This is a genomic window from Pseudooctadecabacter sp., assembly GCF_965657175.1.
Taxonomy (GTDB): domain Bacteria; phylum Pseudomonadota; class Alphaproteobacteria; order Rhodobacterales; family Rhodobacteraceae; genus Octadecabacter.
Genome location: NZ_CBFHNH010000006.1, coordinates 1 through 15,588, shown reverse-complemented (window position 1 = coordinate 15,588; position 15,588 = coordinate 1). Strand labels below are relative to the sequence as shown.

General features: G+C 57.2%; 11 protein-coding genes. 6 read left to right on the top strand and 5 right to left on the bottom strand.

The genetic code is table 11. The features are described from left to right. Window positions 1–96: 96 nt before the first annotated feature. On the top strand, window positions 97–1,008 hold the full coding sequence (locus ACTG36_RS07005) for a glycosyltransferase family 2 protein (protein WP_439141829.1): 912 nt from the start codon (window positions 97–99) through the stop codon (window positions 1,006–1,008). A gap of 5 nt (window positions 1,009–1,013) precedes the next feature. Here ACTG36_RS07005 and ACTG36_RS07000 read toward each other — a convergent pair whose 3' ends face one another. After that, on the bottom strand, window positions 1,014–2,123 hold the full coding sequence (locus ACTG36_RS07000; protein ID WP_439141827.1) for a polysaccharide biosynthesis/export family protein: 1,110 nt from the start codon (window positions 2,121–2,123) through the stop codon (window positions 1,014–1,016). Window positions 2,124–2,334: 211 nt separating this feature from the next. Between ACTG36_RS07000 and ACTG36_RS06995 the strand changes: the two genes are divergently transcribed. The 3 genes from ACTG36_RS06995 (at window position 2,335) to ACTG36_RS06985 (ending at window position 7,284) form a co-directional block, all read left to right on the top strand. After that, the gene (locus ACTG36_RS06995; protein WP_439141825.1) at window positions 2,335–3,732 is read left to right on the top strand and encodes a phosphomannomutase; all 1,398 of its coding nucleotides are present in this window, start codon (window positions 2,335–2,337) and stop codon (window positions 3,730–3,732) included. Between the two features lie 293 nt (window positions 3,733–4,025). Then, window positions 4,026–6,092 (top strand): glycosyltransferase, encoded by a 2,067-nt coding sequence (locus ACTG36_RS06990; protein WP_439141823.1) that lies wholly within the window; start codon window positions 4,026–4,028, stop codon window positions 6,090–6,092. Between the two features lies 1 nt (window position 6,093). After that, on the top strand, window positions 6,094–7,284 hold the full coding sequence (locus ACTG36_RS06985; RefSeq protein WP_439141821.1) for a hypothetical protein: 1,191 nt from the start codon (window positions 6,094–6,096) through the stop codon (window positions 7,282–7,284). Here the strand turns inward: ACTG36_RS06985 and ACTG36_RS06980 are convergent. Further along, window positions 7,267–8,088, bottom strand: coding sequence for an ABC transporter permease (locus tag ACTG36_RS06980; protein ID WP_439141819.1), 822 nt, complete (start codon window positions 8,086–8,088; stop codon window positions 7,267–7,269). The genes ACTG36_RS06985 and ACTG36_RS06980 overlap by 18 nt on opposite strands. Before the next feature lie 359 nt (window positions 8,089–8,447). Here ACTG36_RS06980 and ACTG36_RS06975 point away from each other — a divergent pair, with 359 nt between their 5' ends. Then, a complete protein-coding gene (locus ACTG36_RS06975; RefSeq protein WP_439141817.1) occupies window positions 8,448–9,542 on the top strand; it encodes a hypothetical protein in 1,095 nt (364 codons plus the stop codon). 9 nt (window positions 9,543–9,551) lie between these two features. After that, the gene (locus ACTG36_RS06970; protein ID WP_439141815.1) at window positions 9,552–10,217 is read left to right on the top strand and encodes an ABC transporter ATP-binding protein; all 666 of its coding nucleotides are present in this window, start codon (window positions 9,552–9,554) and stop codon (window positions 10,215–10,217) included. A gap of 194 nt (window positions 10,218–10,411) precedes the next feature. On the opposite strand, the gene ACTG36_RS06965 is transcribed toward ACTG36_RS06970, so the two are convergent. The 3 genes from ACTG36_RS06965 to ACTG36_RS06955 form a co-directional block, all read right to left on the bottom strand. Continuing rightward, window positions 10,412–11,302 (bottom strand): hypothetical protein, encoded by an 891-nt coding sequence (locus ACTG36_RS06965; protein WP_439141813.1) that lies wholly within the window; start codon window positions 11,300–11,302, stop codon window positions 10,412–10,414. A 1-nt stretch (window position 11,303) separates the two neighbouring features. After that, a complete protein-coding gene (locus ACTG36_RS06960) occupies window positions 11,304–12,314 on the bottom strand; it encodes a hypothetical protein (protein ID WP_439141811.1) in 1,011 nt (336 codons plus the stop codon). 52 nt (window positions 12,315–12,366) lie between these two features. Then, window positions 12,367–15,588: glycosyltransferase (locus tag ACTG36_RS06955; RefSeq protein WP_439141809.1), on the bottom strand; the 3,222-nt coding region annotated here is incomplete at its 5' end.

Here is a 15,588-nt window from a genome sequence, read left to right as displayed (position 1 = left end):
ATTCTGGATGAGACGGTGACGCTCGTAGGGCAAACCTGTAAGTCTCGATTCAAGTTTGATGCGAATGTCTGAAATCACTAGAAAGTCGCCCTCCCCGTGCTGCCTCAGATCCACATCCTCATGGCCACCTACAACGGTGCCGCCCACCTGCACGAACAGCTTTTGTCGATTGCGTCTCAGGATCATGCAAACTGGGCGCTTTGGGTGTCGGATGATGGATCGACAGATGATACTGTCGCCATTGTGCGCGAATTTGCCGATGCGCACCCGTCCCGCGACATCCGTATCCTGACCGGTCCCGGCAAGGGCGCCGCTGCGAACTTTCTGTCGTTGTTGTGTCATCCGAATTTGCCCGAAGGGCATGTGGCGTTGAGTGATCAGGATGACATCTGGTATCCGCATAAGCTGAGCCATGCGCTGACGACGCTGAAGGGCCAGACGGGGCCCGCCATCTACAGCGCCCAAAGCCGCCATATCACGGCAAATGGCACGCCGATCCGGCACAGTCGCATTCACAAAGGCCAGCCGGATTTTGGCAACGCCTTGGTTCAAAACCGCATCGCCGGACATTGCGCCACGCTTAACCCCGCCGCGCTGACCCTTGTGCGCGCGGTCGGGCCGGTGGATGTGCCGTTTCACGATTGGTGGCTGTATCAGCTTCTGACGGGTGCGGGCGGCAACACCGTCGTGTGCCCGGATGTGGTGCTGGACTACCGCCAACACGACGGCAATGTCCTTGGTGGGAATCAGCGTCGTCTTGCAGGGGTCAAACGGGTCGTGGGCGTGTTGGGGTCCAAATTTTCAACGTGGCAGCGCCAGAACATCGCGGCGCTCGACCTCGCGCGCCCTGTCCTGCTGGCCCAGACACAACGTCGTCTCGATATCTGGAAAGCGGCCCCGCGCTGGGGCTTTGGCCGCGTGCGGGCCAGCCGTCAAATCGGCATGACTCGGGACACCGGTCCCGCCACGTTCCTGATCCGCCTCGCCGCCCTGTTGGGGCGGCTTTAGCCTGTTCAATTCACCTGCGCGGCCAGCCCGAATACGGATCCGAGGGCTGCGAAAATGCTACCAGCGGCGATCAGGGGGCTTTCGCTGACGTAGACCAGATCACCGGGCTGGATTTCAAACTGCCCTGCTGAAAACAAACCATCCGCCGTCGTCAGATCAAGCGTAAAGACCGTGCGCGGATGATCGGGGCCTCTGCGGTCGGCGGTCACTACGCTGGCTGGATATCGCCGCAGGATCAACATGCCTTGGGCATCTGCGCGGTTATCTGAGACGCCCCCGATGATCGACAAGGCCTCAAGTGCTGTTACCAAATCTTGCGGGAAGGGGTGAATTGCCTCGGACCCTGCGGCCCCCAGCGACAGGAACGACCGGTCGTCGGCCTCAATGAAAATCGTGTCGCCGCCATGCAGTGTTGTGTTCAGGGACGGACGGTTCAAAAGGCGGTCTGCCGACACACCATAAAGATCACCATGGCGCTGCAACCGGACCTGCGGGTTCAACAATCTCGCGTCAATCCCGCCCGCGTCCGAAATCACTTGCAGGATGGTCACGTCGTTGTCCGCCAATGTGTAACTTCCCGGAGACCGCACGCCACTCACCACACTCACCGTGCGCGCGCGCCCCTCCATCAAGTTCAACTGAACCTGCACCGAAGGCGACACATCAAGGTATTTCTCCTCAATGACCGCCCGCGCCCGTTCGGGGCTCATGCCACTGACCCGTTGTTCGCCGACATAGGGCAAAAACACACGTCCCGAAGACGACACGCGTTGTTCCGGCAGGGTCACCGACCGCTGTCCAGGGCTGATCAACAACCCGTTGTCTTCGGTGCTCCAGATGGTGATGGCCAAGGTATCGCCAGCTGCAATGATGCGGTTATTGGGCTGATCGACGCGGCTGATCCAGTTCAGATGTTGCGTGTTGATCGTGGGCCAATCGGCGAACACCGCCAGATTGTCGCGTGTGACTGTTTCAATAGCGAATTCCGGACGCCCAAGGTCATCGGCCTCATCGCTTGCGGCCAAGACTTCTGTTTGAAGGCCAGCGCCCCGCGGCACCAACGAACAGCCAGCCAAAAGCACAGCACACAAAAAAGCAGCAGCAAAACGACCCATGTTCCCCCCGGATGGCCACCAGCAGCGTTGGCCGTAGTCAGTTCTTATTGTCGCCGACACTAGACCATCCCCCACAGGTCAGGAAGATAAAAGATGTCCACAGTTACATGCAGGGCACAACGCACTGGGGACGGGGTTTGACCCTACCAGACAACCACGCTACCCCACCTGCACACCCTGCGATCCAACTCAGACCCAAAGGCGCACCAAAATGGCACCCAAGTTCGGAACAAGCGGCCTGCGCGGCCTCGTGACAGAATTGACCGATGAACTGGTGGCCGATCACATTCACGCCTTTATCGCGGCCTGCCCCACAGGCGGTGCGGTGCACATTGGCGAAGACCTGCGCCCCTCCTCACCGGCTATTGCCGACGCGGTGGCCTCGGCTGTGACAGATGCGGGGCTGACCGCAATCCGCCATGGGGCCCTGCCCACACCTGCGCTTGCACTTGCGTCAATGACCGCAGGTCAGGCGGCGGTGATGATCACCGGCAGCCATATCCCCGCCGACCGCCACGGCCTGAAATTCTACGTTCCGAGCGGCGAAATCAGCAAGGACGATGAACAGGCGATCACCGCAGCTTTGGGCCAACCCGCCCCCAGTAAAACCGCAACAGCGCAAACCGATGCCACGGCCCTGCCCGCCTACGTGGACCGCTATGTCAGCGCGTTCGGCGCAGGCGCCTTGTCCGGTCTGACGATCGGCGTCTATCAACACAGCTCCGTTGCGCGCGATGTCATGGTCGATGTGCTGACGGCCCTTGGCGCAACGCCCGTCCCCCTTGCGCGGTCCGACGTCTTTATCCCCGTCGACACCGAGGCCGTGGACCCAGACACCCAATTGATGCTGGCCGATTGGGCAAAAACCCACGCGCTGGACGCCATCGTGTCCACGGACGGGGACGGCGACCGGCCGATGGTCGCAGGCCCCGATGGGGCCATCATTCCCGGTGACATCCTTGGCCCGCTGACCGCGCAGTTCCTCGGCGCTGATGTGCTGATCACGCCCATTTCGTCCAACAGCCTGATTGATGATATGGCATGCTTCACCTCTTGCGACCGCACGCGTATCGGATCGCCCTTTGTCATTGCAGGCATGGAAAACGCGCTGGCCCAAAATCCTGCTGCCAACGTCGGAGGCTACGAAGCAAACGGCGGCTTTCTTCTGGGCTATACCGCCACGGCCCCCGCAGGCCCGTTGCCCCCGTTGATGACCCGCGACAGCCTGCTGCCCATGGTGGCCCCCCTTGTTGCTGCAAAGGCGCAACAGTTGACGCTGACCGCGCTTACGGCAACATTGCCGCCCTGCTTTACCGCCGCAGGTCGCGTCCAGGATATTCCAACAGACAAATCCTCCGCCCTGATTGCGGCGCTGACCGCAGACGGCGCTGCACGGGCTGCGTTCTTCGAAGGGGTGGACGCGGAAACAGCCGTAGACCTGACCGACGGGCTGCGCGTGACATTTGCTGACGGCGCGGTCATCCACCTGCGTCCGTCGGGCAACGCGCCGGAATGCCGCTGCTATGTGGAACACGCCAATCCCGACACCGCAAAATCACTTGTTGAGGCGCATTTGGCAAAGCTGGCCAGTCAGCTGGGCGGTGAGTAAGCACGCCTCAGGTAGTCCCCATCTGACGCCGCCTTGGTGAATGACGATTGCCACGCGCGTCAGGTCCGCTAAACGCAACGCCGTTGTCGCCGCCGGTGAATGATGAAATATCTGCACCACCGGATGTCATGTTAGGGTCAGGGGAAAGCGTGTTTAGCCTATTCTATCGCATTAAACGCTTGTTTTCCCTCTATGTGGCGTATCATGGGACACAGGATCAGCCGACCACATTGGATCGCGTCCGGCTTATCCCTGGGTTCGTTGTTGCGGGTGCTCAGGCTGTGCCATTTGCCTTGCGATGGATCAGATACCGCGACCCTGCAGCCCGTGCCCGTGTCAAACAGATATTGGATATGTCGGGGCCCGCGCCCGTCGCCCTTAACCCCGCCATGCTGGCCAAACCCGCCGCACTGCGCACCGATGCGGCCACTGGGGTGACTATCATCGTCCCCGTCTACAACAATCTGGCCATGACGATGGAGGCCCTCGGGCGCGTCATCGACCATACCGATGTGCCGTGGCGCCTGATTGTGATTGATGACGCCAGCCCTGATCCGGCGATCCGCCCCGCCCTGCAGGCCTTTGCCCAAACCCAAGGCGACCGGGTCCAGCTGGCGCTGCAAGACGTGAACCTTGGCTTTGTCGGCACGGTGAACAATGGGCTGACCAAAGCGCTGGCGTGGGACGACCCCGTCGTGCTGCTGAACACCGACGCCTTCGTGCCCCGTGGATGGGCCTCGCGGCTGTTGGCCCCGATCTGGTCTGATCCGAGCGTGGCGTCAGTGACGCCGATGTCCAATGACGCGGAGCTGGGCTGCGTGCCCGCGATCAGCCGCCCTAAAGACATCACCGCAAATCTAGCCGACAGGCTGGACGAATATGCCCAAACCCTGAATGGCGGGCCCGATTGGGTCACCGCACCGGCGGGCGTGGGGTTTTGCATGGCCATGGCACCTCAGTATGTGCGCGACATCCCCCAATTTGATGAGGTCTTTGCACCGGGCTACGGTGAGGAAGTCGATTGGTGCCAAAAAGCCCAGCGCCGCGGCGGGCGGCATGTCTACCTGCCCACTCTTTTTGTTGCGCACATGGGCGGACAAAGCTTCGGGTCAGAGGCAAAACAAAGGCTGATCGCCAAGAACTCTGAGGTCTTATCGCGTCGATACCCGCGTTTTGATGCGGAGGTTTTCGGGTTCTCCCGCAAGGACCCTTTGATCACAGCGCGGCTGTTTCTGGGGCTGGCTTGGGCTGTGGAAGAAAACAAAGGGGCGGTGCTTCCGGTCTATATCGCCCACTCAATGGGCGGCGGCGCCGAGATTGATCTGCGCCGACGCATCGCGCGGGATGTTGACACCTGCGGGGCCGCACTTGTGGTCCGTCTGGGTGGTGTCTTTCGGTTTAACGTAGAACTCTGGTGGCCCAACGACGACCCACCGACGGCGGCAGGGACGAACGACTGGGACGACGTTTTGGCGGTTCTGGCTCCGGCGACCGCAAGACGGGTCGTCTATTCCAACGCTGTGGGCGATATCGACCCCTACCAAGTGCCGGATTTCATCCTTGCTTTGGCCCCGGACGAGGCGACGCAGATCGAGGTTTTGGTCCACGACTACTTCATGGTCAGCCCCTCCATGACCCTATTGGGTCAAGATGGCGTCTACCACTGGCCGCTTGATGCAAGTGACGGCGCGCATCACAGCCGCCGTCGCGATGGTACCCGCGTGACTTTGGCCTCTTGGCAATCACAATGGTCGCGGGTCTTGCAGCGGGCCCAGCGCGTGACGTGTTTCTCGCACTCCAGCGTCGAAATCCTACAAACCGCCTACCCTGCGCTGACGTCGCTTGTTCTGGCCCCCCATGCCCTGCCCGTTGATGTTCCCAAGGTTTCAGTGCCCGAAGGGGGCATCACCCTAGGCGTGTTGGGGAATATGTCGCCTCAAAAAGGTGGTGAGGTCGTCAGACGGATCAGCCAGTCCCTTCAGACCAAACCGGAGGCCAAGCTGGTGGTCTTGGGCGCCATCGATCCCGTCTATACCATGGCAAAGGGCACCGTCTGTCATGGCCCCTACTCCGTGGGCGATCTGCCCGATTTGGTGGCGCGATACGGGATCACCTGCTGGGTCATTCCCTCAATCTGGCCCGAAACATTTTCATTCACCACCCACGAAGCAATCGCAACGGGCCTGCCCGTCATAACCTTCGATCTGGGTGCGCAGGCCGAGGCGGTGCGCCACGCCAGTGCGCAGGGCGCGACAGGCCGGATTCTTGAACTTACGTCAGACGTGCAAAGTGCCGCGCAAGACTGTATTGACGCGGCAATTGAAGTGGGCCGAAACCGGCCGGGATGGCATCAGGGCTGACATGGCGCGAACTAAACGGATCATCCTTCATGTCGGTGCGCCCAAATGCGGCTCGTCCGCATTGCAAACCGCGATGTCCCTACAGCCGCGCCTGAAGACCGCGACCAGAGAAACGCTCTCCTATCACGCCTTGCGTCCCCAAGGGGACAGCTGGAAACCCGTGTCGGGACGTATGGTCAAGCTCGGCCGGACAATGACGTCAGCGGGCTATGTCAGCTGCCCTGACTTTCCGGACACCGCCGACCATCACGCCATTGCAGCGGGGCTGGACCAAATCTACCGCTCGGCGCGCCCGAAATTCACGCCCGTGATGTCCCAAGAAGGATGGTACAACCGTGCAGGGCTGTTTCAAAAGCTGTTGCCGCACTGGTTTGAACCCTCGAACGACGCACCACAGATCGAAGTCATCGCCTACGTGCGTCCCCCAATTGATTGGCTGAACGCGGCCTATTGGCAATGGGGGGCATGGGGCGGTCAGGATGTCGAAACATGGATGGCACGGACCAACCTGAACTTTCGGATGGGGGCGGCCTTGGGTAAGTGGGCGGCACTGCCAAACGTCAACCTCAGCGTACAATTCGGCGGCGATGTCTTGACCCATTTTGAGAAGGCATTCGACGTCAGGATCAAACACCCCCAACAGGTCAATTCGGCACAAAGCCCAGCGATGATCGGGTTCATGCAGCGCAACCCTGAATTTCGGTCCTCGGGCCACGATGTTGAGGCGGAATTCATCGTCCAACGTTGGTGCCCCGCCGTCGACGCGCGGCGCCTTTGGGCGCTCTCGCCACGTCATTTCGCGCAACTGGATCGAATATTGGGGGACGATACGGACGCGCTGTTTGCCCTGTCGCCCGACAACGCCCGAAAGGCGCTGGGCGATCCGCGCTGGACGTCCCAGTTCTCCTATCTTGATGTTCTGGCGCTTGGCCCATCCGACCTTGCAAACAGGACAGAGCTTGCGGCCCTGTTCACATCCGTCTGCGCAGGGCTAAAGGCCGTGTCGTCACACAAAGGCCGCCACACCGTCGACCTTCCGCCCGCACCGGAAGCGGATGCTGCGATCGACGTCTGGGATGCCGCCATCGCCCATGTCTTGCGACAGATCATTCAAATGGACCGCGATTTGCGGCGCGTCGGGCTTCTCAACCGAATTGAAGTAATCGCGGCGCGTCTACCGTTCAAGCGTTGATTTATGATAGCGGCGCAGCATCAGCATCCCGATGGACAACGTGGTCAGGGACACCGTCAGGATGTACGCCTCACTGACATAATGCGCATCATATGACCCGTAAAACCCGCTGCGCACCAAACCGATCACGTGCACCAACGGATTGAACCATAGATAGTCCTGATAGGGCTGCGGGATCATTTCGAACAAAAAGAAGATGCTCGACAGGATGAACATGGGCCGCATCAGAACGCCCCAAAACCGCTTGTAAAGCGGAAAACGCACCATCATGAAGCAGTTGAACATTCCAACCCCCAAAGACAACAACGCCACATAAAGGTAGCCCTTGATAATGACCGCCGGATCGGGCGTCACCCGCGTTTCTGCGGTCAGCAGTATCCCCAGGATGATCAGGTAACTCACCATGATCTGGGTCACCAGATTGACCAAAAACCGCGCCAGAACAGCATCGAAAAATGTAACGCGCGGATAGCTCAGCAAGTTTTTTGAGAAATTGAGAGAGTGGCCAAGCTTGTTGGAAATATCCGTGAACATCATAAAAGGCAGCATGCCGGTTGCGTAAAACATCGCGAAACTGACACCCAGAGCGGGCGATCTAAACGCCAGCCCGAAGATTAAAGTCAAAAGTCCGATCCCTGCGATCGGTTCCAGAACGGCCCAAAGGTATCCCCCAGGGGACCGGCCATAGGTCGTCGACATTTCTCGCAACATCAAAGCGACGATCGTCCGCAGACTGGCGAACCGCGGCAGACGGTTTTGGACCGCAGGTTTCAAGGGGGCCGGGATGTCGGATTGCGGTGTCATATCTTTCCGATTTCACATTTGGCAGTATCAGCCAGACGGACGCTCTAGGTAGTTGGGCCTAGCACATTCGTTTCGAATTGGGTAGCTGTCCTATAGCGCGTTCATTTCGCTGAGTTGGAGTTAAAGTGTCAGATCAACCCAAACTGACCGCTGTCTCGCAAGACGTGACATCGCCCGCACAGTCCGGGGGCGCTCAAAACACCGCCCCCAGCGGCCCCGTGGCGGCCGTTCCGGATAAAGCACCAAACGGCCCGCCCGCACAAAAGGCTGCTGCACCGGCCAAAGAAGCACCCAAACCCGCCGCCCCACCGAATGACGGCGCAGGCCGGCCAGTATCAAAGCCCGCCTCAAGCGCCCGAATGAAACGTCGTCACTGGGGTGTCATCAGCAGCTTTTTCGTTTTCGTTATGCTGCCGATCGTCGCCGTCGGCTACTATCTTTGGGTCTATGCCAGTGACCAATACGCCTCGACGGTGGCGTTCTCTGTGCGCACCGAAGAGACAAGCTCAGCCCTTGAATTGCTGGGCGGCATCACGGAACTGTCTGGGTCCAGTTCATCAGACACTGATATTCTTTACGAATTCCTGCAAAGCCAAAAACTCGTCTCGGACATTGATCGTCTCATTGATCTGCGCGCCATGTGGTCGAAGCCAGACAATGATCCAATCTATGCGTTCAACACAGACGGGACGATCGAAGATCTGGTCGAACACTGGAACCGGTTTGTTCACATTTCTTATGACGATGCCGCAGGCCTGATTGAGGTGCGTGTCAACGCCTTCGACCCCATCGATGCAACGCTGATCTCGCAGACGTTGTATGACCAGTCGTCGGAGATGATCAACGGTCTGTCGGACATCGCACGCGAAGACGCGATCCGGTATGCACGACAGGAACTGGATGGCGCAGTCGAACTTCTTCGCGAAGCCAGACAGGATGTCACAACCTTCCGAAACGTGAACCAATTGGTCGACCCGTCGGTCGATCTGTCGACGCAGGCGGGGCTTTTGGGCAGTCTCGAAGCGCAATTGGCCGAAGCCCTGATTGAACTTGATATGCTGCCGGGGTCGGGTCCGACGGACCCGCGTGTGGCACAAGCCCAGTTGCGGATCGAAGTGATCCAGCGGCGCATCGAAGAAGAGCGCGCGAAACTTGGGGGCACCGGTGCCGATTCAAATGAGGCCTACGCCAACCTGCTTGGCGAATACGAACGCCTCGTCGTGAACCGTGAATTTGCCGAACAACGGTTTGCAAGCTCCCAACTGGCCTATGACGCAGCCCTCGCCGAAGCAGGTCGGCAAAGCCGGTATCTGGCCGCCTATGTTCTTCCCACCACCGCCGAAAGTTCACGCTATCCGCAACGGTTGAGCATTCTGTTCATCTGGTCGGTGTTTCTGGTCCTTGTCTGGTCCATCTGTGTCTTGGTTTTCTATGCGATCAAAGACCGCCGGTAAGGTGTAGCCATGATTGAATTTCGCAACGTGACAAAATCCTTTGTCACCGACAGCCGCACCAGAACCGTGATCTCCGATCTGACGTTGAAACTGGAAGGGCGCAGATCCTTGGGGCTTTTGGGCCGCAATGGTGCGGGCAAATCGACCCTGTTGAGCATGATTGCCGGCACATCGGAGCCCACAACAGGCCAAATCATCACGCAAGGGCGTGTCTCGTGGCCGGTTGGGTTCGCGGGGTCGTTTCACCCTGATTTGACGGGCCTGCAAAACTGTCGCTTCATCGCGCGGATTTACGGCGTGGACACCGATGCGCTGGTGGATTTCGTGGAGGAATTTGCCGATCTGGGAAGCCACTTTCGCCTGCCACTGCGGACATACTCCTCCGGTATGAAGTCACGTCTGGCGTTTTCGGTGTCTATGGGGATCGAATTCGACATCTACCTTGTGGACGAAATTACAGCGGTCGGTGATGCGGCCTTTCGCGCAAGTTCGGACCGTCTCTTCCGGGAGCGCACCAAATCCGCCAGCGCGGTCGTGTGCAGTCACTCCCTCGATCAGATCAAACTGCTGTGTGACTGCGCCTTGGTCTTTGGGCCCAACGATATCCGGTTCTTTGAAGACCTTGACGATGCGATCCGCACCCATCGGCAAAACATGGCGCAGATCCGCCGCTAGGGCGCGATGAGGGGTTCATCCGTCGATACGTGAATTGCTGAGGATGGCGAAAAAATCCTTGATTGCCTCGGGCAGCTGACGTCTTAGATCACCCAAAAAGCGGGACGTTTCGCCTGCCCCATCGGCGCTCAGCTAACGAGAAACATGATCTGTCGTGGAAAGCGACGCCCCGGCGGGTTCGCTAAACTCTTTCTTTAGTTTTCCTCAAGCGAGACCAGCTTGATCCCCAGTTTTCGAGTATCTTCGCTCATTCCTAAATCGTGAGGAGAAACACGTCCCACGGAAAGAACCTTAATCAATTGGTTCAATTCACTCACCAGATCGACACTTCGCGGCTCACGCCCCTTAGACGCAACAACACGATCCATTTGAAGGGACAGATTTCCCGAATTGGAAAATTCGCCAGACGCCTCCCCAAATTCTGGATGGCTCAATGTGACGGACAATGGATCAGCGGCAGAATTGATCACCATAAAGTTCAATGTGAGAGAGTCGACGTTTACCAGTTCTGTCGGCGATACTTGGATAGAAGCCGTATCCTCAATCTGCCAGACCCCATCCACATCCGGCAAAGCCCAACCAGACGCCGCGTGTTTGCTACAGACGGAAACATCGCCAAAGAAAAGGCTATCAAAGCTGTGATCGACACAATGGGTCACTGCGATCGGACGAATGCCAAGGAGCCGATCATCCAGTGATCCGTTTATCGCAAACGGACTTTCGAGCCATTCAGTCACGAACGACAAGGTGCCACGGCCGTTTACGAAGCGGGGACACTGAACTGATATCTGAACGGGTTCATTGAACGGAATGGTGAAGACCTGCGGGTCCAGCCCCTCTCCGTCCACGGTAAGACCTTGGGGTTTTGCGACCGTTGCGCCAAATGCCTGAAGTTGCAGATCAAGCATTTCAGCGCCTTTGAAATGATCTTCCAAAAGGATCAATTCTGTCTTTCGTCGCCTTGACCACGGACCTGTCGCATCACTTAGATGCCATCCTTCACCTAAATGGACGCCGTCTTGAAAGGCGGGGCCGTCATGCCGATTGGAAAATAGCCCCAGCATCATGATGTTATCTTTCATCATCTCAACTTCCTTTCGAGGTGGTTGCATGCGCGCTCTGCAATTCCATGCCAAACACACCGCATCCGATAATGATCTGATCATTGCTCATGCTTGAGAGCCCGATTTCGGGTGGTGTCATGCCTCCATCAGTTTCGATGGTCAGTAAGATAGGCGCAGAGGTTTGTGCTTTCTTAGTCTCCAAGGGAATTAAGAAGTCTTGCGGAGTAGAGCTATCGTATGTCTCGACGGCCTGAACTTGGCCGTTGATTTTTGCAGTGACTGTTACTGGATGGTCAGAAGAAGCCACCGGCCTAATCTCTAGTTTCAGTATTTTGTCATCCTTGGTGTTTGGCATCGTCCAATTCTGGGTCAGAATCGGGAGCAAAAACTGCATATGTCCCAGCGGGCTGCCCACCCCCCAACCAGCGGTTCTTGTGAGATTTTTGGCCAATGCCTCTGTGTGCGGAAGAAGAGCAAAATCGGCTTTGAACTCCTTTCCCGACCAAACTTGAGGGTTCTCAAGAGCGGCCAAAATATTGCCTTGATCCCGAGAAACCATTTCGATGCTGACCAACCCAACACCCAAGATTCTGGGGTTTTGAGCCTTGGTTTCGGCCGACGGTTTGAAGTGGAACTCGAGAGAGTTTCTCCCATCTTTCCGAACGGTTTCCGAAGGTAAGTCAATAATGACGTTCTTAAGCGAACCTTCGGCGACAGCTGGGATTTCGTAGACTGCTTTTCCGTTGAGACAAACCTTGAAAGGTTTGGATTTGCGACTTGGCGCAAAGAACTTCAACGAAATGACAAGACTTCGCGCCACATTTGACCGTTGCAATGGCGCAAGCGCGAATTCCACTGTCGAAGTCGTAGCTGCGCTCCAACGGCCAAAGGTTTCTGCAGGATGCCAGGCATCGTCAAAAGAAAGACTGAGGGCCGACGCATTGACACTAGCGCTTGCGGGCCGGCCTGAAATCAAGGGCGTCAATGCGACGGTTTTCGGACTTACGGCCACCTGCGACACAATTTGATCCACAGTCCGATCCCAAGAGACGGGTTCATATGTGTCCCTAATGAGCTGTTCTCTATCACTCCGGGCGACCGCGCTGCTGGCGTAAAAACCAATCTTGTGATTGCCACGTCGCGAAATCTTCCGGGTCAATATGCTCCACCAATTCCGGCGCAATCTCTGGTACGGAACTTGAATTCGTCGCAAGACACAGCTTCCCTGCAACAAGGCTCTCCGCGACGGGCAATCCCCATCCTTCGTAGTGCGAAGGAAAGACTGTAAACAAGCATTGCTCGTAAAGCTGTCCAAGCACAGAGTCGTCGATGTCGCTGAGAACATGGATACGACTGGCAACCCTGGGGTCACGTGCGATCATGTCTGAAAGCGCTTGCCCATTCCAGGCCACACCCCCAACGATCACCAAATGCAAATCCAGATGCGCCCTATCGTCTGCAAACCGCGACCAAACTCGGTACAGCATCTCGTAGTTCTTCCGAGCGTGCATCGCACCAACAGCAAGAATGAATCTCTTCGACGACAATTCAGCGACCGGGCCCTCTTTATCCCCGGGCCGTTCACGATCCTTTGAGGCGAAGACCGGGTCTGCCAAGCGCAAAACAAACGGTTCTGGCAGATCGATGCGTGACATCCCACCGATGTCTTTCAGATCGCTTGCGCAACTTTTGGAGTCCGTAAAGAATCCGTCGGATATCTGCAGCAGTCGTTCAAAGTTTCGCTGGAAAACCGGGGAATATTCCGGCTGAAACCAGTGTGGAAACTTCAGCGGAACCAGATCGTAAACAATAGAAAACAGTGTCGCATCATTGCGCAGCTTAAAGTCTTCAAGGCCCCGAATGTATCTTTCATTCTGCATCCAAGCGCTTCCGCCCATGACAATGCGGCTTCCTGGGTCCAGTTGAACGGCTGGGGTATCCGTCAAACCATCGAACCGTGAGCGATACCGGAACGCGGCACCAAATCGGACAAATTTCTTGGGCATTTCCAAGAAGCGACGAATACTATCTTGCCAAAACACGAACTGAACATCGTCAGACACTTTGGTGAAATGCTGTGCGAGTTCGCTTTCAACCCTGCTGATACCGGTCGTTCGTCCCGTGTGATGGGCAAGGGTCGTCACATCCAAGACAATACGACCTTCCGGCGTTCGTCTGCTGGGTGCAGGCGTTTTCGCGGCGGGGAAGGATCGTAGTTTCTGCGCCATTGTCTTTTCATAGACGTTCGCTGTGGCCCTGCCGTACTGTTCCCATGAATGGTTTTCCGCTACATGAGAGGCCAGCTTTTGCCCGTTGGCGTCTCGATCTGACCGGTTGAGGGCCCTTTCAATTGCAGCTTGAATGGATAGCGGATCGCCTGGCTCACAGTACTCGGCCATATCCTTAAAATACTCCATTTCGGATGACCGGTTTGACAGAACCATGTTTGAACCGGCGGCCGCCGCTTCGAGTGCGGCAAGCGATGCACCTTCGCTCCAACTTGGCAGTGAAAAAACGCTCGCCCCTTTTAGAACCGAGCGCATCATTGGACTTCCCGCATCGAGACGACCGGTCTCGATTAAGTGGGGACCCGCCGTTTCGCGGACCAGATCTAGATAATTCTGGTCACCTGCGTGCCCGACCAAGACGAGGGTCAGATCCATGTCGCGCAGGGCCCGCGCCAAGAGCAACTGGTTTTTCCGGGCCTCAATTCGTCCGACACAAACGACATAGTCTTTCGGGCCAACATAATTCCGCAAGTAGGTCTCATAGAACAATTCTGGGTCTCCGCCGCCCCAGAGGTCCCCGTCGACGGGATTCAACACAATGCTTGTGCGTTTGTCTTCCAATGTGACGCCAATCTGCGAAAGGGCTTTCCGCTCCGCATTGCTCAGAAGGATTGAATGATCGGCGAGGCTGATCATCTCCTCGATCATGGCGTTGTAACCCTGGACTGCTTCCATCAGGCGGCCCCGACCATCGTGCAGATGGTCTTTCCAATGCCCTGCTGTCTCGGCGACCGCCTCCATATCGGACAGGTCCATCGATGGAAGCACCGATTGCCAAAAAGGAAGCTCACTCAAGTCGAGGTAGATGGGCGAAAAAACGACACGTTTGTCGGCGGACTTGAGGTGACGTAGCGTGCGCATCGCGGTCTCGGGGTTCCAGACATTGAACAAATGCACAAAATCTTCCGACACGTCCTGTGCCGTGCTACGCCCACCAAATGTCGTTGATCTCGCCGATACGCCGAGAGTCCGCAATGTCTCTGCTGTGCGGGGCACGCGTAACCCTGGCCCGCCTTTGGTCGTCTGTTCATTACCATGCAGCAAAAGCGCGACCGAAGGAACGTCCGGAGTAGGTGCCACACGTTTCGGCAAAACCCTTTGCGCAATCTTGCCCGCAATGGACTTGTTGGACTTGGCTTTCAGGTCACGGAAAGCACGATCATGGGATTCTGCATAAGCGTCCCAAGTATATGCCAAGGTGCTCTCGCGAAGGTTGCGTTTCTGTTCAAGAAGTTCGCCAAGAACGCGGCGTAAATCAGCTGAGTCACCAGTTTTGAATGGGATGTGAGGAAACTGACTCACCCAGCCCACATCTGAGGCGATGACGGGCGTCCCCACAGCCAGCGCTTCGGGCACACACATGGGCCCCCCTTCATAAAGGGCGGGAACCAATACATAATCTAGAGAACGATAGAAATCCGGCAGGTCGTCATCTGCGATGAATTTCCCTGGTTTGGGCCATCCGGTTCCCGTGAAATGCCAATCGATACCGTCCATGTCCATCAGTTGGGACACCACGCCCTCACCTTTGCGACCGGTATGATAGGTCCGGCCCACCACCCCGATGCGAAGTTTTACCTTGAACCGGTCAAGATCGACGCCAGGCGAAATAAGCTTGGCGTTCTTGATACCTTCCTGTTTCATCAGGTCGACGTACTTCTGGCTCATGCATATGCTAAGATCCAAGTCTCGCGCCGTTTGAAAAAACAGGTCCTTGAGATGGGGCATCGGCTCCATATGGGTAAACATGCCAGCTTCCAAGGTTGGCATCGGCTTTTTCCGGCATGCGAAGGTGATATAATAATTCAGGTCAGCCGATGGATCGGCGGCATCGACTAAAGTCACGCCTTCCAGTCGCGTTTCTAACTCCCGCCCTAGTCGCTCAAGGATCCAATTCCGGTCAGACAGGACAACACTAATTTTCATCGGCATCGATATTTTACTCGTCTTTTGGCTGAAACCCGTCACTTCGGGGACGCGCTGGACTTGCGGATGATCAATTGCGGCGCGCAATGCAGG

Excerpts from the sequence above, each read along its gene's own strand:
- ACTG36_RS06970 (WP_439141815.1), top strand. The coding sequence starts at position 9,552 with ATGATTGAATTTCGCAACGTGACAAAATCCTTTGTCACCGACAGCCGC.
- ACTG36_RS06975 (WP_439141817.1), top strand. The coding sequence starts at position 8,448 with ATGAAACGTCGTCACTGGGGTGTCATCAGCAGCTTTTTCGTTTTCGTT.
- ACTG36_RS07000 (WP_439141827.1), bottom strand. The coding sequence starts at position 2,123 with ATGGGTCGTTTTGCTGCTGCTTTTTTGTGTGCTGTGCTTTTGGCTGGC.
- ACTG36_RS06985 (WP_439141821.1), top strand. The coding sequence starts at position 6,094 with ATGGCGCGAACTAAACGGATCATCCTTCATGTCGGTGCGCCCAAATGC.
- ACTG36_RS06980 (WP_439141819.1), bottom strand. The coding sequence starts at position 8,088 with ATGACACCGCAATCCGACATCCCGGCCCCCTTGAAACCTGCGGTCCAA.
- ACTG36_RS06965 (WP_439141813.1), bottom strand. The coding sequence starts at position 11,302 with ATGATGAAAGATAACATCATGATGCTGGGGCTATTTTCCAATCGGCAT.
- ACTG36_RS06995 (WP_439141825.1), top strand. The coding sequence starts at position 2,335 with ATGGCACCCAAGTTCGGAACAAGCGGCCTGCGCGGCCTCGTGACAGAA.